The sequence below is a fragment of the Streptomyces sp. NPDC038213 genome, assembly GCF_055600495.1.
This window is the reverse complement of the sequence record NZ_JBVJYM010000002.1, coordinates 173854-195110: the sequence shown is the minus strand read 5'-3', so window position 1 is coordinate 195110 and position 21257 is coordinate 173854. Positions and strand designations below refer to the sequence as shown.

General features: G+C 74.3%; 17 protein-coding genes and 3 tRNA genes. 12 read left to right on the top strand and 8 right to left on the bottom strand.

All coding sequences use genetic code 11. From position 1 onward, the window contains the following. Positions 1 to 24: 24 nt before the first annotated feature. Complete coding sequence (locus ACZ7JZ_RS03575; protein WP_470932748.1) at positions 25 to 1062, bottom strand: NADP-dependent oxidoreductase; 1038 nt, start codon at positions 1060 to 1062, stop codon at positions 25 to 27. 99 nt (positions 1063 to 1161) lie between these two features. Between ACZ7JZ_RS03575 and ACZ7JZ_RS03570 the strand changes: the two genes are divergently transcribed. Beyond that, entirely contained in the window at positions 1162 to 1587 is a 426-nt protein-coding gene (locus ACZ7JZ_RS03570) for a MarR family winged helix-turn-helix transcriptional regulator (protein ID WP_470932746.1), read from the top strand. A gap of 24 nt (positions 1588 to 1611) precedes the next feature. On the opposite strand, the gene ACZ7JZ_RS03565 is transcribed toward ACZ7JZ_RS03570, so the two are convergent. Next, positions 1612 to 2466, bottom strand: coding sequence for an SCO2400 family protein (locus tag ACZ7JZ_RS03565; protein ID WP_470932744.1), 855 nt, complete (start codon positions 2464 to 2466; stop codon positions 1612 to 1614). 231 nt (positions 2467 to 2697) lie between these two features. On the opposite strand from ACZ7JZ_RS03565, the gene ACZ7JZ_RS03560 reads away from it, so the two are divergent. Next, positions 2698 to 3225 carry a hypothetical protein gene (locus ACZ7JZ_RS03560; RefSeq protein WP_470933378.1) on the top strand — a complete coding sequence of 176 codons (528 nt, stop codon included), beginning with the start codon at positions 2698 to 2700 and terminating at the stop codon, positions 3223 to 3225. A gap of 44 nt (positions 3226 to 3269) precedes the next feature. Here ACZ7JZ_RS03560 and ACZ7JZ_RS03555 read toward each other — a convergent pair whose 3' ends face one another. Then, positions 3270 to 3980 carry an esterase/lipase family protein gene (locus tag ACZ7JZ_RS03555; RefSeq protein WP_470932742.1) on the bottom strand — a complete coding sequence of 237 codons (711 nt, stop codon included), beginning with the start codon at positions 3978 to 3980 and terminating at the stop codon, positions 3270 to 3272. A 243-nt stretch (positions 3981 to 4223) separates the two neighbouring features. On the opposite strand from ACZ7JZ_RS03555, the gene mreB reads away from it, so the two are divergent. Beyond that, positions 4224 to 5261: a rod shape-determining protein MreB gene (gene mreB, locus ACZ7JZ_RS03550; protein WP_470932740.1), complete on the top strand. Its 1038-nt coding sequence runs from the start codon at positions 4224 to 4226 to the stop codon at positions 5259 to 5261. Beyond that, entirely contained in the window at positions 5258 to 6973 is a 1716-nt protein-coding gene (locus tag ACZ7JZ_RS03545) for a sensor histidine kinase (RefSeq protein ID WP_470932738.1), read from the top strand. The genes mreB and ACZ7JZ_RS03545 overlap by 4 nt, the downstream gene beginning before the upstream one ends. Before the next feature lie 42 nt (positions 6974 to 7015). Here the strand turns inward: ACZ7JZ_RS03545 and ACZ7JZ_RS03540 are convergent, their stop codons facing one another. After that, positions 7016 to 7453: an Lrp/AsnC family transcriptional regulator gene (locus ACZ7JZ_RS03540; RefSeq protein WP_470932736.1), complete on the bottom strand. Its 438-nt coding sequence runs from the start codon at positions 7451 to 7453 to the stop codon at positions 7016 to 7018. A gap of 70 nt (positions 7454 to 7523) precedes the next feature. Between ACZ7JZ_RS03540 and ACZ7JZ_RS03535 the strand changes: the two genes are divergently transcribed. Genes ACZ7JZ_RS03535 through ACZ7JZ_RS03525 form a run of 3 tightly spaced genes read left to right on the top strand, consistent with a single transcriptional unit; the run spans position 7524 to position 11190 of the window. Beyond that, positions 7524 to 8309: a hypothetical protein gene (locus tag ACZ7JZ_RS03535; protein WP_470932735.1), complete on the top strand. Its 786-nt coding sequence runs from the start codon at positions 7524 to 7526 to the stop codon at positions 8307 to 8309. Positions 8310 to 8318: 9 nt separating this feature from the next. Beyond that, on the top strand, positions 8319 to 9824 hold the full coding sequence (locus ACZ7JZ_RS03530; RefSeq protein WP_470932733.1) for an acyl-CoA synthetase: 1506 nt from the start codon (positions 8319 to 8321) through the stop codon (positions 9822 to 9824). After that, entirely contained in the window at positions 9817 to 11190 is a 1374-nt protein-coding gene (locus ACZ7JZ_RS03525; RefSeq protein WP_470932731.1) for a carboxyl transferase domain-containing protein, read from the top strand. The genes ACZ7JZ_RS03530 and ACZ7JZ_RS03525 overlap by 8 nt, the downstream gene beginning before the upstream one ends. Positions 11191 to 12073: 883 nt before the next feature. Here the strand turns inward: ACZ7JZ_RS03525 and ACZ7JZ_RS03520 are convergent. Beyond that, a complete protein-coding gene (locus ACZ7JZ_RS03520) occupies positions 12074 to 13297 on the bottom strand; it encodes an MFS transporter (protein ID WP_470933376.1) in 1224 nt (407 codons plus the stop codon). A 438-nt stretch (positions 13298 to 13735) separates the two neighbouring features. Here ACZ7JZ_RS03520 and ACZ7JZ_RS03515 point away from each other — a divergent pair, with 438 nt between their 5' ends. Continuing rightward, on the top strand, positions 13736 to 14896 hold the full coding sequence (locus tag ACZ7JZ_RS03515) for a carboxylate-amine ligase (protein ID WP_470932729.1): 1161 nt from the start codon (positions 13736 to 13738) through the stop codon (positions 14894 to 14896). 166 nt (positions 14897 to 15062) lie between these two features. Here ACZ7JZ_RS03515 and ACZ7JZ_RS03510 read toward each other — a convergent pair. The 3 genes from ACZ7JZ_RS03510 to ACZ7JZ_RS03500 form a co-directional block, all read right to left on the bottom strand. Then, positions 15063 to 15136, bottom strand: a tRNA-Ile gene (locus ACZ7JZ_RS03510). Between the two features lie 184 nt (positions 15137 to 15320). Continuing rightward, positions 15321 to 15396, bottom strand: a tRNA-Asn gene (locus ACZ7JZ_RS03505). Positions 15397 to 15401: 5 nt separating this feature from the next. Beyond that, positions 15402 to 15474: transfer RNA gene (locus ACZ7JZ_RS03500), tRNA-Asn, on the bottom strand. Positions 15475 to 15632: 158 nt separating this feature from the next. Between ACZ7JZ_RS03500 and ACZ7JZ_RS03495 the strand changes: the two genes are divergently transcribed. From ACZ7JZ_RS03495 to ACZ7JZ_RS03480, 4 genes are all read left to right on the top strand, one after another. Then, positions 15633 to 15941 carry a YtxH domain-containing protein gene (locus tag ACZ7JZ_RS03495; protein WP_470932727.1) on the top strand — a complete coding sequence of 103 codons (309 nt, stop codon included), beginning with the start codon at positions 15633 to 15635 and terminating at the stop codon, positions 15939 to 15941. Between the two features lie 37 nt (positions 15942 to 15978). Continuing rightward, on the top strand, positions 15979 to 17427 hold the full coding sequence (locus ACZ7JZ_RS03490; RefSeq protein WP_470932726.1) for an FGGY family carbohydrate kinase: 1449 nt from the start codon (positions 15979 to 15981) through the stop codon (positions 17425 to 17427). Positions 17428 to 17557: 130 nt separating this feature from the next. Continuing rightward, a complete protein-coding gene (locus tag ACZ7JZ_RS03485) occupies positions 17558 to 19291 on the top strand; it encodes an ABC transporter ATP-binding protein (protein ID WP_470932724.1) in 1734 nt (577 codons plus the stop codon). Beyond that, a complete protein-coding gene (locus ACZ7JZ_RS03480; protein ID WP_470932722.1) occupies positions 19288 to 21210 on the top strand; it encodes an ABC transporter ATP-binding protein in 1923 nt (640 codons plus the stop codon). Before ACZ7JZ_RS03485 ends, ACZ7JZ_RS03480 begins: the two co-directional genes overlap by 4 nt. The last annotated feature ends 47 nt before the right edge of the window (positions 21211 to 21257 follow it).

The following is a 21257-nucleotide window of genomic DNA, read 5'->3' as shown; positions in this document are numbered from 1 at the left end:
CGATCGCGACGGTCTGGGAGGAGCCTAACGGGTGAAGGAGACGACCATCTTTCCGGTGTTCTCCCCGCGGAGCATTCCGAGGAAGGCGTCGACGCCGTTCTCGATGCCCTCGACGACCGTCTCGTCGTACGTCAGCTCACCGGAGCGCAGCCATCCGGCGACGTCCTGGACGAACTGCTGCTGGAGCCCCGCGTGGTCGTTCACGAGGATGCCCTGGAGGCGCAGGCGCTTGCCGATGACCTGGACCAGGTTCTTCGGGCCGGCCGCCGGAGCGGTGTCGTTGTACTGCGCGATGGCGCCGCACAGGGTCGCGCGGCCGCCCACCCTGAGCGCGCCGATGGCCGCCTCCAGGTGCTCGCCGCCCACGTTGTCGAAGTACACGTCGACACCGTCGGGGGCGGCCTCGCGCAGCTGCTCGGCCACCGGGCCGTCCTTGTAGTTGAAGGCCGCGTCGAAGCCGTACTTGCCGGTCAGCGTCTTGACCTTGTCCTCCGAGCCCGCGGAGCCCACGACCCGGGAGGCACCCTTGATCTTCGCGAACTGGCCGACGAGGCTGCCGACCGCACCCGCGGCGCCGGAGACGAAGACCGCGTCGCCCTCCTTGAAGGAGGCGGTCTCGAAGAGCCCGGCGTACGCGGTCAGGCCCGGCATGCCGAGCACGCCCAGGTACGCGGAGAGCGGGGCCAGCGAACCGTCCACCTTCGTGGCGTGCGCGGCGTCCACGTCGGCGTACTCGCGCCAGCCGAGGCCGTGCAGCACCTGGTCGCCGACCTCGAAGCCCTCGGCGGCGGAGGCCACGACCTCGCCGACCGCGCCGCCGTCCATCGGGGCGTCGAGGCGGAAGGGGGGCACGTACGACTTCGTGTCGTTCATCCTTCCGCGCATGTACGGGTCCACGGACATGTGGAGGTTGCGCACCAGGATCCGGCCCGGGGCGGGGGCTTCCACGGGCACCTCGCGCAGGGCGAAGTCACCGGCGGTCGGCCAGCCCTGCGGGCGGGCGACGAGGTGCCACTCGCGGCTGACGGCGGGGATCTCGGCGGTGGTGGACGGGGTGGACATGGCTGCTCCCGGGGGTTCCTCGGATGTTTTACTTCAGCAAGTGAAACAACCATGCGCCTTGATATTTCATGTTGTCAAGTAAATGGGTACCCTGGATCCATGACCAGACGCACCGACCCCCTGACCGCCGAGGTCGTCGAGCTCATCGGATCCGTGGTGGCGCGCTACCACGAGGAGTACGAGCAGGCGGCCGCGAGCCACCAGCTGACCGGCGCCCAGGCGCGCGTCCTGGGGCTGCTGGCGGCCGAGCCGACGCCGATGCGGCGGATCGCCCAGACCCTGAAGTGCGAGCCGTCGAACATCACCGGGATCGTGGACCGGCTGGAGGGCCGCGGCCTCGTGGAGCGCCGCCCCGACCCCGTCGACCGCCGCGTGAAACTGGCCGCCGCCACGGGCGACGGACTGCGCACGGCGGAGCAGCTGCGGGAGTCCCTGGACTTCGCCCGCGAACCGCTGGCCGGGCTCAGCACGGCCGAGCGCACGGTCCTGCGCGACCTCCTGCGCCGGATGCTGGACGCGGGCTGACCCCAGACCGGACCGCGCGGCGGGTCAGACGCACCACCAGAGGAACCACTCGCAGTCCGGCTCGGGTGCGGGCTCCGGGTCCGGCTCGGGGGTGCGGGTGGCCTGTCCGGGCGGGGTCCCGGGCCGCGGGTCCTGCGGATCGTCCGTGGCCTTCGGGGGTTTCGGGGCCTTCGGGGAGGGACCGGCGGGCGGGGCCGCGCTGACCTGCGGCGGCCGGGCTCCGGGGCCGGGCCCCTCCGGGCCGCCGGAGCCGCCCGGCTCCGCGGACTCCCCGTCCTCCGGATCCGAGCCCTCCGCCCCGCCGGACGGCTCCGCCCCGCCGGGCAGCGCCGCCCCCTCGGGGGCCTCCGGCCCGGGCTCCGCCCCGCCGGTCGGGCCGGGTGCGGACGTACCGGCCCCGTCGGGGCTGTGGGCGGGCTCGGCCGTGCCGGGACCCGCCGGGGCCGAGGTGTGGCCCGCGGGGGTCTGCGGGGCCACCGGCTGCTCCGAGCCGAGGCCCTGCTCCTGGCGCACGACCGTCGCGGCCCGGTCGACGGAGGGCCCCTCGGCCGTCAGCCGGGCCAGGGCGAGCGTGCCCCCGGCCGCGAGGAGCAGGCCGAGTCCGGCCGTGAGGGCCGTACGGCGGCGCCTGCGGTGGGCCGCGACCCGGCGGCGCCCGGCGGCGGCCCGGCGGCCCCCGCCCGGGGCCGCGGAGAGCAGTACGGGATCCAGTTCCGCGGGGTCCGGGGCGGCGGAGCCCGCCGGAGCGGTGAACGCGGGGGCGGGCGGCGCGGCGGCGGAGTATGCGGGGGCGGCGCTGAGCTGGTCGACCGGGGTACCGCAGCCGGCGCAGGCCAGTGCGCCGTTGAGGTGCCGCCGGCATGCGTGGCAGTAGTCCATGGCGCCCGCAGGCTATGCGCCCGCAGGCCACAACGGTGTCCCGGGCCTGTAAGGATCCTGTGTGGACTTCCCCGGGCCCACAGCGGGCAGGCTGGGCCCATGAACCCCCCAGACACCGGCCCCGGCGGGCCCGCCGGACGCCCCGGGCCCCCTCCCTCCGGATCCTCCGGCCCTTCCGGCCCTTCCGGCTCCTTCGGCCCGCGGGCCTTCGCGCTCGTCCTGCTGCGCCGGATGGCCGACTTCCAGCCGGACCTGGCCGAGCAGGCCCGGATCCGGCTCGGGGCCTCCACCGCCGACCAGCGGGAGGCGAACAAGCGCTGGCAGGCGATGGTGCGCTCGCCCCGCTCCCGCGGGGCCCTGGCCCGCTACCGCTCCGTACTCGGCCCGCCCGAGTCCACGGCCCGGCGGACCCTCGGGGACCTCGCCTGCGAGGTGCTGCTCTGGCCCGTGGCCCCCTGGCCCGACCTGCGGTTCGAGGTGACGGCGGGCCCCGGCGGGTCGGTCTGGAACGAGTGGCTGGTCCGCGCCCCGGGCGCCGCCGGCCCGCAGCCCGCCTCGGTGGCCGACCTGGAGCCGTGGAGCTGCACGGTGGACGAGGTCGCGCGGGCCTTCGCCCCGGTCCGCCCGAGGGAGGGCACGGCCCCCACCCGCTGGCAGCTGGCCTTCGCCGACCCCGACGGCGGCCGGCCGGTCGTGGCCGAGTTCACCTGGGGCCTGCTCCAGCGGCTGACCTTCCCGGACGGGGGCCGGACGGGGTGACGGCGTCCGGCGCCGGCCCGCCCGGCCCGCCCGGTCCCGGCTCCTCAGGAGGCGAGGAAGGCCCGCACCCCGGCCGAGACCCCGTCGTCCCCGAGGAAGTCGTTGTGCTTGAGGCAGCCGGCGTAGGTGTTGGCCGCCCCCGACAGGGGGACGCTGCTGTCCGGGTTGATCACCTCGTCGCAGTCGGACCAGAAGGTCGCGTACCTGACCGCGCCGGGGGTCTCGTCCCCCTCCGCCAGCTTCCGCTGCACGTACGAGCCCGGGCTCATGTCCCGGCAGGCCTGGTCCCAGATCACGCAGCCCCAGCTGATGTACGTGCCGTGGTTCGGCCCGGCCAGGGAGATCCAGCGCTCGACGGTCGCGGTGCCGCCGCCGTGCTTGACGTACCAGCGGCTGACCAGGGAGCCGAAGGAGTGCGAGACCACGTCGACCCGGTCGGCGCCGGTCTCGCGGCGGACCTGGTCGACGTACGCGGCGAAGCGCCCGGCCAGCACCTCGTTGACGGACTGGTGGGTGTCGTAACCCCACGAGAAGAGCCGCGAGTCCGGGTACCCGGCGGCGCGGAGGTCGGCGCGGAGCCCGCCCCAGACCCCCGGGTCGGCGTTGTAACCGTGTACGAACACCACCGGATTGCCGGATGATGCCTGGTCAGCGACGGTGCCGGCCACCCGTTCGGCGGCCTGGGCGGGCATCGGCGCGAGGAGCGCCGCGAGGAGCACGAACAGGGCGCTTATTCTCTGGCGGACCGTCAGCACGGCTTCCCCTTTACCTGGTTACGCGCGAGTAGTAGCCGCATGGTGGGACCTGACACGCCAGAAGACCACCCCCGTGCAGCACCTCCCACCCCACCCGACACACCGTCCGGTGCCCCCAACCGGACCACCCCAGCGCGCACCATGTCCGATTTGCCCGAAAAGATGCGAAATGTGACCGGTGATCGCCGGTCGCCCCGCACCAAGCTTCACCAAGCAAGCGCCAGCGCCTCGGGAGGAACCGCCGTGACCGTCAGCCTTGAGCAGTTGCGCCGCTGCCACGTCGCCGTCGACCTGGGGGCGGCGAGAACCCGCGTCTACGTCAAGGGCGCCGGACTGGTCGTGGACGAGCCCAGTGTCGCCGCGGTCAACACCCGCACCGGCGCCCTCATCGCCGTCGGCTCCTTCGCCGAGCGCATGACCGGCCGCACCCCCGAGTACATCCGGGTGGTCCGCCCGGTCTCCGGCGGGACGGTCGTCGACATCGAGATGGCCCAGCGGATGCTGCGCCACCTGCTCGGCGAGAAGCTCCGGCGGGCCCTGCGCCGCAAGCCCCGGCTGCGCGCCGCCGCCTGCACCCCGCACGACGCCGACCCGCTCGCCCAGCGTGCCGCCGTGGAGACCCTGGTCGGGCTCGGCGCCCGGCGGGTGGAGCTCGTCGACACCCTGATCGCGGCGGCCGTCGGCTGCGGACTGCCCGTGGAGCAGCCGACCGCGACGATGATCATGGTGTGCGGGGCGGCGGCCACCCAGATCGCGGTGCTCTCCCTCGGCTCGATCGTGACGGCCGAGCGGGTCGCGGTCGGCGGCGACGCCATCGACCACGCGATCGTCCAGCACCTGCGCCACCAGCACGAGCTGATGCTGCCGAGCCAGGCCGTCCGCCCCCTGCAGCTGGCCCTGCACGGCAACGGCCTCACCCCGCACGGCCCCGCCTCCACCGAGATCCACGGCCGCGACGTGGCCACCGGACTGGCCCGCTCCGTCCAGGTGGACACGGCCGCCGTCCGCAACGCCATCCACACCCCGCTGACCGCCGTGCTCGACGGCATCGGCAAGGTGCTGCGCGAGTGCCCGCCGGACCTGGTCGCCGACCTGACCGACAAGGGGATCATGATGGTGGGAGGCAGCGCCCTGCTGCCCGGGCTCGACCAGATGCTGCGCGACGCCACCGGGATGCCGGTCGCCATCGCGGAACGGCCCGACGTGTGCGCCGTACTCGGTCTCGGCGCGATGCTCGAAGGGAAGATCGCCCCCATGGTCCTGGACCCGCTGTCCGAATGACCCCGGCGCACGGCACCCCCGGACGGGACGGCCCCCCGGACCCGGGTACGGGCGGCCGGGCCGACCCCGCCGGACGGGCAGCAGCGGCAGCGGCCGTACAGGGCCTGCCGCTGCTGCTCGACGCCGTGCTCAGCGTCGGTACGGAGCTCGAGCTGCGCGCCACGCTCCAGCACATCGTCGACTCGGCGCGGGAGCTGTGCGGGGCCCGGTACGGGGCCCTGGGCGTGATCGAACCCGCCGACGGCCCCGGACCGCCCGCCACCGGCCCGGACACCGCGAGCGGCAACCGCAGCCGCCTGACGGAACTGATCACCTCCGGCCTCACCGAGGAGCAGCGCGCCCGGATCCACCGGCTGCCCGACGGCCGCTCCGGCGTGCTCGGCGCCCTGGTCGGCGACCCGCGGCCGCTGCTGATCGACGACGTCACCCGGGATCCGCGCGCCGTGGGCTTCCCCCCGGGGCACCCGCCGATGCACACCTTCCTCGGCGTCCCCATCCGCGTCCACACCGAGGTGTTCGGGAACCTGTACCTCACCGAGAAGCAGGACGGCGCGCGGTTCACGGAGCACGACGCGGCGATGCTGCGGGTCCTGGCCTCGCAGGCCGGCATAGCGATCGGCAACGCCCGGCTGTACGAGACCGCCCGGCGCCGCGAGCGCTGGATCGAGGGCGCGGCCGCCGTGACCACCACCCTGCTCGCCGGGCGGCCCGCGCAGGACGCCCTGATGTGCGTGGCCGAACGGGCCAGGCTGCTGGCGGACGCGGCCGCCGGGGTGGTCCTCCAGCCCACGCCCGAGGGCGGGATGGAGATCGTGGCGGCCTCCACCCGCGAAGACCCCGGCGACCTGGTCGGCACCACGATCGCCCCGGGCAGCCCGGTGCTGGAGCAGCTGCTCGGCGGGGAGCCGGTCTTCGTCGAGGACTCGTCGACCGACCCCCGGATGACCACGCACGTGCGCGAGCGCTTCGGCCCGAGCATGCTGCTGCCGCTGCAGAGCGGGGGTCAGCTCATCGGCACCCTGGCCCTGCCGCGGCGCCGGGGCGGGCGCCCGTACGACGCCGTGGACCGGCTGCTCGCCTCGCAGTTCGCCTCCCAGGCGGCCCTGGCGCTCGTCCTCGCCGACGCGCAGCACGACCGCGAGCAGCTGGCGGTCTACGAGGACCGGGACCGCATCGCGCGGGACCTCCACGACCTGGTCGTCCAGCGGCTGTTCGCCACGGAGATGATGCTCGACGCGACCCGGCGGCGGGGCGCCGCGGCGCCGGTGGCCGACACGGTGGACGAGGACCTGGGCCGGGCGGTGGACGAGCTGGACTCCACGATCCAGGAGGTCCGTACGGCGATCTTCGCCCTCCAGCAGCCGCCCGCGGACGCGCCGGCGACCTTCCGGGGGCGGGTGCTGCGGGAGACGGGCGGAGCGGCGGCCGTCCTGGGCTTCCAGCCCTCCGTCCACTTCTCGGGGCCGGTGGACGCGCTGGTCACGGAACCGGTGGCCGCGGAACTCCTCGCGGCCCTGCGCGGCGCCCTGGCAGCGGCACACCGGCAGCCGGGCGTCACGGCGATCGACGTGGCGGTGGCTGCGGAGTCCGCGCAGTCGGCGGGCTCCCGTGGCGGGGCCGCCGCCGGCCGGGTCCGGCTGACCGTCACCGACGACGGCCGGACCGGGTCCGGCGCCCGCGGCACGACCCTGACGTGGGAGTCACCGCTGTAACCCCGTCCCGCTGCGGGAACCGGGTCCGACGCCCGGCCGGGGCTACGGCGCGGGCCGGGTCGCGGCCCTGAGGGCGATCCGGGTGTTGGAGTGCGCGACCCCGGCCTCCCGCTTCAGCCGCCGCAGCAGCCCGTCCAGCGCAGCGGGATCGGCTGCCCTGGCCCGTACGAGGTAGTCGTGCTCCCCCGTCACGTGCACCACCTCCGTGATCCCCGGCAGCCGCCCCACCGCCCGCTCGAACTCCTCGTTCGTCGCGTCCAGCCGCAGCGTCACGTCGATGAACACGACGAGCCAGCCCCCGCCCTCCGCCGCCGGGTCCACCAGCGTCGTGAACCCGCGGATCACCCCGTCCCGCCGCATCCTGCGCACCCGGTCGGCCGCGGCGTTCGCGCTGAGCCCCACGCGGACCCCCAGATCGCGGTACGAGATCCGCGCATCCTGCTGAAGTACACCGAGGATTTCCCTGTCGATCCGGTCCATACCGCGATTCTCGCAGTACGGGCCGGTATTCGACCCCGTAGTCCCCTGCCCCGGCCGCCTACTGGCCCGCATGAGCGAACTGATGACGACCGCGGTGGCGGGCGCCGCCGCCGGCCTGGGCGTGGCCGTGCCGCTGGGCGCCATGGGGGTCCTGCTGATCCAGGAGAGCATGCGCGGCCCGCTCCGCACCGCGATGGCCGCCGCCGCAGCCGTGGCGGTGGTGGACCTCGGGTACGCCGTCCTCGCCACGGCCCTCGGCCCGCTGGTCTCCGCCGCCCTCACCGGGGTCGAGGCCTGGGTCCGCCTCCTGTCGGCCCTGATCCTCCTGGCCATCGCGGCCCACGGCCTCCGGCCCGCCCTCCCGGGCGCCGCCCCCGACGCCATCGTCCCCGCCGCGGCCACCCCGCTAGAGCCGCACGCGCACCCCGCCGGAGCCCCGCTGGAACCCCCGTCCCCACCCACCGGAGCCGAAACCACCCCCCAGCCCTCCGCTTCCAAGCCCTCCCCCTCAGCCCCCTCAGCCCTCCCCACGCCCCTGCCCGCCCCCCTCCCCTCCCCCGGGGCGACCTTCGCCCGCTTCGCCGCCCTGACCGCGGTGAACCCCACCACCGCCCTGTACTTCGCCGCCCTGACCACCGCGCAAGGCGCCGCCCTGTCCGGCGGCGCGGCCGGGGCGGTGTTCGCCGGGGCCGTGTTCGCCGCCTCCTTCTGCTGGCAGCAACTGCTCGTACTCGCGGGTTCGTTCACCGGGGCCCGGATCTCCGCCGCCGCCCGCGCCTGGACCTTCCGGATCGGGTACGGCCTGGTCGCCGTCTATGCCGTGAAGATCGCACTCCCGCTGCCCTGGTCCCCGTAGGGTGAATCCGTGGCCACTCCTCTCTTCCCCGCCCTCGCCGCCCCCTCGGACCGCACCGCGCTGAGGTTCGGCGACCGCACCCTGACCTACCGCCGGCTCGCGGCGGCCGCAGGCGCCCTCGCCCCCCGGCTGGCGGGCGCGGAGCGGGTGGCCCTGTGGGCCACGCCCACGCTGGAGACGGCGGTCGGGGCCGTCGCCGCCCTGCTGGCCGGGGTGCCGGTCGTACCGCTGAACCCGAAGACGGGCGACGGCGAACTGGCCCACATCCTGGCCGACAGCGCCCCCGCCCTCGTCCTGGCCGCACCGGACGCCGTCCTGCCCGGACGCCTCGCGGACCTGCCCCGTACGGACATCGACACGGAAGCCGCGGAGCCCGCCGCCCCGGCCGCCGCCGCCGAAGCCGCAGCCGACTCCCCCGCCTTCGTCATCTACACCTCCGGCACCACCGGCCCGCCCAAGGGCGCCGTGGTCCCCCGCCGCGCCCTCGCCGCCACCCTCGACGCCCTCCAGGAGGCCTGGGAGTGGACCGAGGCCGACACCGTCGTGCACGGCCTGCCGCTGTTCCACGTACACGGCCTCGTCCTCGGCGTGCTCGGCCCGCTGCGCCGCGGCGGATCCGTGCACCACCTGGGCGCCTTCTCCACGGAGGGCGTCGGCCGCGCCCTGGCCGAGGGCGGCACGATGCTGTTCGGCGTCCCCACGATGTACCACCGCCTCGCCGGAGCCCTGGACGGCGACCCGGCCCTCGCCAAGGCCCTCGCCGGGGCCCGGCTGCTGGTCTCCGGCTCGGCCGGACTGCCGCTGCACGACCACGAGCGGATCACCGCCGCCACCGGCCGCCGGGTCATCGAGCGCTACGGCATGACCGAGACCCTGATGATCTGCTCACAGCGCGCCTCCGCCCGCGAGGGCACCACCGACGCCCTCCCGGGCACGGTCGGCCTGCCGGTCCGGGGCGTGGAACTGCGCCTGGTGGACGAGACGGACACCCCGCTCCCCGAGAACGCGCACCCCGGCGCGGAACCGGACGCCGAACCCATCGGCGAGATCCAGATGCGCGGCCCGAACCTCTTCACGGAGTACCTGAACCGCCCCGCGGCCACCGCGGAGGCCCACACCCCCGACGGCTGGTTCCGTACCGGCGACATGGCCACCCGCGACCGCTACGGCAACATCCGCATCGTCGGCCGCAAGGCCACCGACCTGATCAAGAGCGGCGGGTTCAAGATCGGCGCGGGCGAGATCGAGAACGCCCTGCTCGACCACCCGGGGGTCCGCGAGGCCGCCGTCACCGGCGCCCCGGACCCCGACCTCGGCGAGCGGGTGGTCGCCTGGATCGTCCCGGCGGACCCGCAGTCCCCGCCCCCCGCCGGCGAACTGGCCGACCACGTGGCCGCCCGCCTCTCCCCGCACAAGCGCCCGCGCACCGTCCACTACCTGGACTCCCTCCCCCGCAACGACCTCGGCAAGGTCCTGAAGCGCGCCCTCACCGCCCCGGGAGCCCCCGGTGCCTGAGCAGCCCGCCACCAGACTCTCCGCCCGCGCAGCCCTGGCCGCCGTAACAGACCCGGGCACCTTCACCCCCCTCCCCACCTCCCTCACCCCCTCCCCTTCCTCCCCCTCGGAGCTTCCCGACGCCCCCCTGGGCTGGCCGGGCTACGACGCATCGCGCGCCCGCGCCGCCGAGCGCACCGGCGAACCGGAGTCCGCGGTCTGCGGGACGGCCCGGATCGGAGGCCGCGAAGCGGTCCTGATCTCCTTCGAGTTCGGCTTCCTCGGCGGCTCCCTCGGCCACCGCACCGGAGACCGCCTGGAAGCCGCGTACACCCACGCCCGCACGCACCGCCTCCCCCTCGTCTCCCTCATCGCCACCGGCGGCTCCCGGATGCAGGAGGGGATGCTCGCCCTCACCCAGCTCCAGCGCGTGGCCCGCCAGTGCGTGCTGACCCGGGAGGCGGGCCTCCCGCAGATCGCGGTCCTGCGCGACCCCACCACCGGCGGCGGCTGGGCCACCCTCGGCGCGGGCGCCGACGTGGTCCTCGCGCTGCCCGGGGCCCAGGTCGGCTTCGCCGGCTCGCGGGTACGGCCCGCCGACGCGGACCCGTCGGCCTACACGGCCGAGGGCCAGTACGCCGCCGGGCACGTGGACGCCGTCGTACCCCCCGCGGACATGCCCGCCGCCCTGGCCGCCTGGCTGCACCTGCTGACCCCCCGCCCCGCGCACGCCGGCCCCCCGGACCCAGCCGACCCCCCGGCCGCACTGGGCCCGTCCGCCCTCCCGGAGACCGGCTGGGAAGCCGTACGCCAGGCCCGCGCCCCCGAACGCCCCCGCGCCCGGGCCTACCTGGACGCGTACTTCGACCTGCGGATGCCGCTGTCCGGGGACCGGGCGGGCGGCACGGACCCGGGCATGTTGTGCGGCTTCGGCCTGCGCCAGGGCAGGACCATCGCGTACGCCGCCCAGTGCGGTACGGCCACCCGCCCGGCCGGCTACCGCACCGCGTCCCGGCTGATCCGCCTCGCGGACCGGCTGGGCTTCCCGGTACTGACCCTGGTGGACACCCCGGGGGCCGCCAACGACGCCGAGGCGGAACGGGCGGGCGCGGGCCCGGCCATCGCGGACACGTTCGCGGCGGTGGCCGCCGCACGGGTCCCCGTGACCACCCTCCTGATCGGCGAGGGCGGCTCGGGCGGCGCCCTGGCCCTGGCCGCACCGGACAACATGTGGACCACCCCGGACTCCTACTTCTCGGTCATCGCCCCGGAACTGGCCGCAGCCATCCTCAAACGCCCCCCGGAAGCGGCCCCCCTGACCGCCGACCAACTCCGCCTCCGCCCCCAGGACCTCACCACCCTGAACCTCTCCCGCGGCATCGTCTGAACCCGCCGCGGCACCCGGCCCACCCCCTGAGTCCCACCCCACGGATCGCAGAGCACGGGAGGCAGCGCGGCGGGGCGGTTGCCTTCCGGGCCTGTGCCCCGAGTCCCCTCCAGCGACTCGCAGCACACGAGACGGCCCGCGGCCGCCGGACGGCCGGAGCGCGTCGCGGTCGTAGGCGGCCCATGCCCAGCCGGAGCCGGCCCGGAGGCCGCTGAGACGGCCGCGGCTGTGTAGCGATCCTCCGCGGCCTGTGGTCTTTCCGCCCAGCGGAACGGGATGCGCCTGGCCGACACTGACCGCCCGTGTCCCAGGTCCCCCTGCTGCTTCTTCTCCTGTGGCTGCTGGCAAGTCTGGGACTTGACGTCCCGTGGTGGCCTGTCAAGGGTGGCCCGCAGGGCCATCGCGCAGCGACGCGCAGCGCCCTTGACAGGGTGCCGCGGGACGGCCGCACCCTCAGACATGCGAGCAGACACCGGAGAACCTCTCCGACCCGGACCGGGGGCTAGAGAGGTGGGCCGGGGGTCGGGGGGCCGCTGCGCGGAGCCGGTTCCCCTACCCGCCCCTTCCCGAAACTGGGGCTCCGCCCCAGACCCCGCGCCTCAAACGCCGGCGAGGCTGGAGGGTCGGGGTCGGGTGGGACCCCTGGCGAGGCTGGGGGGTCGGGGTCCGAGGGACCCCTGACGGGGCTGGATAGCGGGGCCGGGAAGGGACCCGGGGTGGCCCGCCCCCTCACCACAGCACCGGCCACCTACCAAACCCCGGCCGAGTGCTGATCCCCGTACCCCGGCCCACCCCGGGGGTGGTGGGCAAACACCGGGCAGGCGGAACGCCGGGGCGGGGGGCGAGACCCCGGCCCGGAGCTGATCCCCGTACCCCCTCCCCCTCACCCCACCGGATGCCGCGCGTCGTACCGGGCGAAGGTGCGCCAGCGCAGCGACAGGAGGGCTACCGCGAGGACGCAGGCGATGCCGCCGCCGGTGATGGCGATCTCGGGGGACGTCAGGTCGGCGGCGGAGCCGGCGAGGAAGTCGCCCAGGCGGGGGCCGCCCGCGACGACGACGATGAAGACGCCCTGGAGGCGGCCGCGCATCTCGTCCGGGGTGGCCGCCTGGAGCATCGTGGTGCGGAAGACCATGGACACGGTGTCGGAGCAGCCGGCGAGGGCGAGGAAGAAGAGGCCGAGCCAGAGGTTGCGGGTGAGCCCGAAGACGGCCACCGCGGTGCCCCAGGCCGCGACCGACAGGAGGATGGCCAGGCCGTGCCGCCGGATCCGGCCCTGCCAGCCGGAGAACAGCCCGCCGAGGAGCGCGCCCACGGCCGGGGCCGCCACCAGCAGGCCGACGGTCGTGGCGTCCCCGTCGTACCAGAGCACGGCGACGGCCGGGAAGAGCGCCCGCGGGTGCGCGAGGACCATGGCGCACATGTCGGAGAAGAAGGTCATCCGGATGTTGGGGCGGGTGGCCAGGAAGCGCAGCCCGTCGAGGACGGAGGCCCGCGCGCGCTTGTCCCCGCCGCGGTCGGGCCGCATCGGGGGCAGCCGCCACATCGCGTACAGGGCGGCGGCGAAGGTGACGGCGTCGATGAGGTAGGCGGCCTGGTAGCCCCACCAGCCGACGATGAGCCCGCCGAGCATGGGCCCGGCCATCATGCCGGTGGTGTTGGTGACCGATCCCAGGGCGTTGGCCGCGGGCAGCTGCTCCGGGGGCAGCAGTTTGGGGATCATCGCGTTGCGGGCGGGCGAGATGAGCGCGAAGCAGAGCGCCTGGAGGGCGACGATCGCGTACAGGAACCACACCTCGTGGTAGCCGAGCAGGGCGGCCGCGGCGAGGGCGACCGAGAGCACGGCGGCGCCCGCCGAACCGCACAGGCCCAGCAGGCGGCGGTCCACGGTGTCGGCGATGGCGCCGCCGTACAGGCCGAAGGCGACGAGCGGTACGAGCGAGAAGAGTCCGACGAGGCCCACCGCGAAGCTGGAACCGGTGATGTCGTAGACCTGGAGCGAGATCGCGAGGGCGGTCATGCCCTGGCCGAGCCAGGAGATGGTGTTGCCGATCCACAGCCGCCGGTAGTGCGCGGACTCCCGCAGGGGCGTCAGGTCCGCGAATATCCGGCCCCGCCGACCACCGCCCCCGCCACCCCCGCCCTCACCGCCGCCGCCCCGATCCGCGTCCCGCCCACCCGCCTCCTCCGAAGGCTGCCCGTCCGAGGACCGCCCGCCCGAGGACTGTCCGTCCGAAGGCTGCCCGCCCGAGGACTGTCCGTCCGAAGGCTGCCCGTCCGAGGACGGTCTTTCCGAAGGCTGTCCGTCCGGGGACGGTCGCTTCGAGGGCTGTCTGTCCGAGGTCTCTGGGTGCACACGGGATGGTAACCACGCCCCCAGCGGCCCCTGCGGCCCCCGGTGCCCGGCCTGCCGCAGGGGCTCCGCCGCAGGCGGTCCCGGCACGAAGGAACTCGCCTGTGTTTACCGGGGATTGACCGAAACGGCGTTCGCCTGCCGCCCTTGGTCGGCTCATGATGAAACGACTCGTATGTCCAGGGAGGCGTAGTGATCGAACCTGGCAAGAGCACTTCGGGGACCGTCGGCACCGGCGTCCAGCGGACCGGCACCGTCCCCCTCACCCTCGGCGTGGAAGAGGAGTTCCTCCTCGTCGACGCCCGCACCTGGCAGCTGGCTCCGGCCGCGCCCGAGGTCCTGGCCTCCGCCGGCGGGATCCGGCGCGAGCTCCACTCGGAGGGCACCCGCTACCAGGTGGAGGTGGCGACCCCGGTCGCCGATACGGCCGACCAGCTGCGCGGCGAGCTCGCCGGGCTGCGCCGGATCCTGTGCAAGGCGGCGCGCGAGCACGGCTGCCGGCTGCTGGCGAGCCCGTCCCCCGTACTGGCGCGGCGGGGCCCGCTCGCACTGAACCACGACGAGCCCCGCCAGCGGGAGCAGTTCGAGCGCTTCGGGGCGCTGACCGACAACCTGATCGGCTGCGGCCGGCACATCCACGTCGGCACGATGGACACGGACACGGCGGTGGCGGTGGCCAACCGGGTCCGCCCCTGGCTGCCCACGCTGATCGCGCTGGGCGCCAACTCGCCGTTCTGGGACGGGCGGGACACGGGCCACGCCAGCTGGCGGGCGCTGGCCTGGGGCGCCTGGCCTTCAGCCGGGCTCCCCCCGCACTTCACCTCCACCGCGCACTACCGGCACGCCGTGGAGATGCTGCTGGCCTCGGGGGCCGCGCTGGACCCGAAGATGGTCTATTGGGACCTGCGCCCCTCGGGCACCTGGCCCACGCTGGAGATCCGGGCCCCCGACATGTCCCCCGACCTGGACGCGGCGGTCATGCAGGCCGCGCTGGGCCGGGCCCTGGTGGCCACGGCCCTGCGGGAGCTGGCCGAGGGCGGTCCGCCGCCTCCCGCGGTACGGGACGACGTCCTGCGCCTGGCCCGCTGGCGCGCGGCCCGCGACGGGCTGGAGGGGTTCGGGCTGGACCCGTACACGGGCGCCGAGGTGCCGGCCGCCACCCTGGCGGGCACCCTCCTGGACCTGCTGGCCCCGGCCCTGGCGGCGGCGGGCGACCTCGACCACGCCTCGGACACCCTGGCGCGGCTGCTGCGCGAGGGCTCGGGGGCGCACCTGCAGCGCGCCGTCTTCGCCCGCCGCGAGAAGCTCTCGGACGTCCTCCACCATCTGGCGGACGCCACCGAGGCCGCCTGACCCCGGCGCCCCCACCCCACCCCGGCGGGGGCGCCCGCGGACCCGCGACACCCGCGGACCGGCGACATCCCGCGCACCCCGCCCCGCCGCCACGCCCCACCGGCCCGGCACCCCGGGGAACGCAAAAAGCCGCAGGCGAGAACGATTCTTCGCCTGCGGCTTGCAGTGGGGCGGGTGGGACTCGAACCCACGGCCGACGGATTATGAGTCCGCTGCTCTAACCGGCTGAGCTACCGCCCCTCTACGGCGTGGCGCGTACATGTGTGCGCGCCGTCTGCCGCAGCATAGCCGCTCATACGATCTCCTGCTCCGGATGCCCCGCATGATCGGCTTCGCTTGTCCTAGGAGACCGCATCCAGCGCTGCCCGGTTCCACGAACCGTCGGGAAAAACGCGAAAGAGGACCCGCTGGGTCCTCTTTCGTGTGGCTCCCCCGGCTGGACTCGAACCAGCAACCCTCCGGTTAACAGCCGAATGCTCTGCCAATTGAGCTACAGGGGATCGCGCTCCCCCGACTGGACTCGAACCAGTAACCTGCCGGTTAACAGCCGGCTGCTCTGCCAATTGAGCTACAGGGGATTGCTGCGTTGCACCGAACAGCCCTTCCTCCGGCTTGCCGGGGGGCGGGTGCCCGTTGCGAGACATAGATTAGCGCAAGCAGGGGGGTGCTCCGCCAATCGGTATCGACGGAGGTACCGGAGGGCCGCCGGGCACCGACACAGCGAAGGGTGGCAGCCATGCGTTACAAGCTCACGTTCGTCGTCGGACTGGCCGTCGGGTACGTCCTCGGGACCCGTGCGGGACGGGAGCGCTACGAGGAGATGAAGAAGTCCCTGCGCGAGTTCTCGCAGAACCCGGCGGTCCGCAACGCGGCCGAGACGGCCGGGCACAACGCGAGCCAGTTCGCGGGCAAGGCGTACCACGCGGTCAGCGACCGGGTCGGGGACGCCATCCCCGACTCCCTCGGGGAGCGGGTGCGCGCGCTGCGCTCGTCCAAGGCCTCCTCGAACGGCTTCGACGACGACTGGGGAACCAGCAACACCTGACGGCCGCACCACGGCCCCCGTGCGGCACAATCTCCGCATGGGGATAGTCGCCGGGCTGGACAGCTCTTCCGCCTACACACGCATCGTCGTCTGCGACACGGACACGGGTGCCGTGCTGCGCCAGGGGTACGCCCCCCATCCCAAGCCCGAGGGCGAGGCCCCACCAGGCCAGCCCTACGAGACCGACCCCCAGTCCTGGCTGCTCTCGCTGGGCGAGGCGGCCGGCGGCGGGCTCCTGGAGGGGGTCCAGGCCATCGGCGTCTCGGCCCAGCCCCACGGGCTGCTGCCGCTGGACTCCAAGGGCGCCCTGGTGCGCCCGGCGCTGGTCGGCAACGACCGGCGGGCCCAGGTCGCGGCCCTCGACCTGGTCGACGCGCTCGGGGGCCGGCAGGCCTGGGCCGAGGCCGTCGGCTGCGTACCGCAGCCCTCCCAGCCGGTGTCCAAGCTCGCCTGGCTGGCCCGGCACGAGCCCGAGGCCGCCCGCCACACCTCCGTGCTGATGCAGCCGCACGACTGGCTGGTCTGGCAGCTGCTCGGGCGGCCCGCCCGCCGCACCACCGACCGCGGCGCCGCCTCCGGCACCGGCTACTGGTCCCCCGCCACCGGCACCTACCGCCCCGACCTGGTCGAGCTCGCGCTCGGCCACCGGGCGGTGCTGCCCGAGGTGCTCGGCCCGGCCGAGGCCGCCGGCACCACCCCCGAGGGCCTGCTGATCTCCGCGGGCACCGGCGAGACCATGGCGGCCGCGCTCGGCCTCGGGCTGGGCATCGGGGACGCCGTGGTCTCCCTGGGCGCCTCCGGCTCGGTGATGGCCGTGCACCACGCGCCGCTCGCCGACTCCGACGGGATGATCACCTGCCTCGCCGACGCGGCGGGGATGTACCTGCCCGTCGTGCACACCTCCAACGCCGTACGGACCCTGCGCGGCACCGCCGAACTCCTCGGCACCGACCTCGACGGGCTCTCGGAGCTCGCACTGCGCTCGACCCCCGGGGCCCACGGGCTGGTCATGCTCCCGTACCTGGAGGGCGAGCGGACCCCGGAGCTCCCCCACACCGCCGGCACCCTCATGGGGCTGCGCCGGGACTCGATGAAGCCCGAGCACCTGGCCCGGGCCGCGTTCGAGGGGATGCTGTGCGGGCTGGTCGACGCCCTCGACGTGCTGCGCACCCGCGGGGTGGAGATCCGCCGCGTGTTCCTGCTCGGGGCGGCGGCCGAGCTGCCCGCCGTACAGGCCGCGGCGCCCGGGCTCTTCGGCACGCAGATCGTCGTCCCCCAGCCGGCGGACTACGCGGCGCTGGGCGCGGCCCGGCAGGCCGCCTGGGCCCTCGGAGTGCAGCAGGGCACCCTCGCCCCGCACACCCCGCCGGCCTGGCACGGGGCCGCGGTGCAGGTCTTCGAGGCGGGCGAGGAGCTCGCGGCCTGGCAGGCCGTGCGCCAGCAGTACGTCGCCACGCGCGAGCAGGTCCACCCGGGCGCCTTCTGAGGGCGGCCCCGCGGGGGATTCGTACGCCCGGTCAGGCTTTGGACCGGCTTTGCGAAAAAGGATGCGGATCGGCCACCGGGTTGGTTGAAGATGGGGTGAAACCCCGATCTTGCCGACCCGGAGCCTGCGCGTGCTCATGAGACTTCTGCGGACCCACCTGGGCCCGTACCGGAAACCCATCGCCCTGCTGGTGCTGCTCCAGCTCCTCCAGACCAGTGCGACCCTCTACCTGCCCACTCTGAACGCCGACATCATCGACAACGGTGTCGTCAAGGGCGATACCGGCTACATCCTGGGCTTCGGCGCGCTGATGCTCGCCGTCAGCCTGGTCCAGCTGGTGTGCAACACCGGAGCCGTCTACTTCGGCGCGCGGACGGCCGCCGCCCTGGGCCGGGACGTCCGCGCGGCCGTGTTCACGCGGGTGCAGAGCTTCTCGGCGCGCGAGCTGACCCAGTTCGGCGCCCCCTCGCTGATCACCCGGACCACCAACGACGTCCAGCAGGTCCAGATGCTGGCGCTGATGTCGTTCACGCTGATGGTCTCGGCGCCGATCATGTGCGTGGGCGGGATCGTGATGGCGCTGTCGCTGGACGTGCAGCTCTCGACGGTGCTGCTCGCGGTGGTCCCGGTGCTGGGCATCGCGGTGGGCTCGATCGTGCTCCGGACCCGGCCGCTGTTCCGGCAGATGCAGAGCCGGCTCGACACGGTGAACCGGGTGCTGCGCGAGCAGATCACCGGCAACCGCGTGATCCGCGCCTTCGTCCGCGACGGCTACGAGAAGGAGCGCTTCCGGGAGGCGAACGCCGAGCTGACGGGGGTCTCCCTGGCGGCGGGCAAGCTGCTGGCGCTGATGTTCCCGACGGTCATCCTGGTCGTGAACGTCTCCAGCGTGGCGGTGGTCTGGTTCGGCGCCCAGCGCATCGACAGCGGCGGGATGGAGATCGGCGCGCTGACGGCCTTCCTGGCGTACCTGATGCAGATCGTGATGTCCGTGATGATGGCCACCTTCATGTTCATGATGGTGCCGCGTGCGGAGGTGTGCGCCGAGCGGATCCAGGAGGTGCTGGACACCGAGTCAAGCGTGGTCCCGCCGGCCGATCCGGTCCGGGAGCTGGCCGTGAAGGGCTCGCTGGAGCTGCGCGGGGCGGACTTCCGCTATCCGGGGGCCGAGGCGCCGGTGCTGGTGGGCGTGGACCTGCTGGCGCGGCCCGGGGAGACCACGGCGGTGATCGGGTCCACGGGCAGCGGGAAGTCCACGCTGCTGGGGCTGGTGCCGCGGCTGTTCGACGTGACGGGCGGCACGGTGCTGGTGGACGGGGAGGACGTACGGGGCATCGAGCCGGCGCTGCTGGCGCGGACGGTGGGCCTGGTCCCCCAGAAGCCGTACCTGTTCTCCGGGACGGTCGCGTCGAACCTGCGCTACGGGCGGCCCGGCGCGAGCGACGAGGAGCTGTGGCGGGCCCTGGAGGTGGCCCAGGCCAGGGAGTTCGTGGAGCGGCTGGAGGGCGGGCTCGACGCGCCGGTCACCCAGGGCGGGACGAACGTGTCCGGCGGGCAGCGGCAGCGGCTGGCGATCGCGCGGACGCTGGTGCAGCGGCCGGAGATCTACTTGTTCGACGACTCGTTCTCGGCCCTCGACTACGCGACGGACGCGGCGCTGCGCGCGGCGCTGGCGCGGGAGACGCAGGAGGCCACGGTGGTGATCGTGGCCCAGCGGGTGTCGACGATCCGCGACGCGGACCGGATCGTGGTCCTGGACGAGGGCCGGGTCGTGGGCGTGGGCCGGCACCAGGAGCTGATGGCGGGCAACGAGACCTACCGGGAGATCGTGCTCTCCCAGCTGACGGAGGCGGAGGCCGCATGAGCGGGCCCGGTGGACGGATGATGATGGGGCCGGCCCAGCGGTCCCTGGACTTCAAGGGCTCCGGCCGGCGGCTGCTGAAGCAGCTGGCGGTGGACCGGGGCCGGCTGTGGGGCATGGTCGCGGCCGTGGTCGGCAGCGTGGCGATGACGGTGATGGGGCCGAAGATCCTCGGCCACGCCACCGACCTGGTGTTCGCGGGGATCGTGGGCCGGGACATGCCCGCGGGGATCACCCGGGAGCAGGCCCTGGAGGGGCTGCGGGCCCGGGGCGAGGGCGGCACGGCGGACATGCTCTCGGGGACGCAGTTCACCCCCGGCGAGGGCATCGACTTCGGCGCGGTGGGCACGACGGTGCTGTGGGCGCTGGCGGCCTTCGGCCTGGCGGCGCTGCTGATGCTGGTGGCGACGCGGCTGTCGAACCACGTCATGAACGGCACGGTCTACCGGCTGCGCGAGGAGCTCCAGGACAAGCTGGCGCGGCTGCCGCTGTCGTACTACGACCGGCAGAAGCGCGGCGAGGTGCTGAGCCGGGCGACGAACGACATCGACAACATCGGGCAGACCCTCCAGCAGACGATGGGGCAGCTGCTGAACTCGCTGCTGACGATCGTCGGCGTGCTGGCGATGATGTTCTGGATCTCCCCGCTGCTGGCGCTGGTGGCGCTGGTGACGGTGCCGGTGTCGATCGTGATCGCGGCGAAGATCGGGAAGCGGTCGCAGCCGCAGTTCGTGGCCCAGTGGAAGTCCACGGGGGCGCTGAACGCGCACGTGGAGGAGATGTACTCGGGGCACACGCTGGTGAAGGTGTTCGGCCGGCAGGAGGAGTCGGCGCAGGTGTTCGCCGAGTCGAACGACGCGTTGTTCAGGGCCTCCTTCAAGGCGCAGTTCGTCAGCGGTCTGATGCAGCCGGTGATGCTGTTCGTCTCGAACATCAACTACGTGCTGGTGGCGGTGGTCGGCGGGCTGCGGGTGGCCTCGGGCACGCTGTCGATCGGTGACGTGCAGGCCTTCATCCAGTACTCGCGGCAGTTCTCGATGCCGCTGACGCAGGTGGCCTCGATGGCGAACCTGGTCCAGTCCGGCGTGGCCTCGGCGGAGCGGGTGTACGAGCTGCTCGACGCGGCCGAGCAGGAGCCGGACGCGGACCTGCCGGAGCGGCCGGCGGAGCTGAAGGGGCAGGTGACGCTGGAGGAGGTCGCCTTCCGGTACGAGCCGGAGAAGCCGCTGATCGAGAACCTGTCGCTGGCGGTGGAGCCGGGGCACACGGTGGCGATCGTGGGGCCGACGGGTGCCGGGAAGACCACGCTGGTGAACCTGCTCATGCGGTTCTACGAGGTGACGGGCGGCCGGATCTGCCTCGACGGGGTGGACATCTCGAAGATGACCCGCGAGGAGCTGCGGTCGGGGATCGGGATGGTGCTCCAGGACACCTGGCTGTTCGGGGGCACGATCGCGGAGAACATCGCGTACGGGGCGCGGGAGGCGGTGACGCGGGCGCAGATCGAGGAGGCGGCGCGGGCGGCGCACGCGGACCGGTTCATCCGGACCCTGCCGGACGGGTACGACACCGTGCTGGACGACGAGGGTTCGGGGGTCAGCGCGGGTGAGAAGCAGCTGATCACGATCGCGCGGGCGTTCCTGTCGGATCCGGTGATCCTGGTGCTGGACGAGGCGACGAGCTCGGTGGACACCCGTACCGAGGTGCTGATCCAGAAGGCGATGGCGCGGCTGGCGCACGGCCGGACCTCGTTCGTGATCGCGCACCGGCTGTCCACGATCCGCGACGCGGACGTGATCCTGGTGATGGAGAACGGCTCGATCGTGGAGCAGGGCACGCACGCGGAGCTGCTCGCGGCGCAGGGGGCGTACGCGCGCCTGTACGCGGCGCAGTTCGCGGAGGCCGTGGCCGAGGTGGACTGAGCCACCCCGGCGGGCCGGGCGGGTGCCCCGGGGCCGCCCCGGGGGCC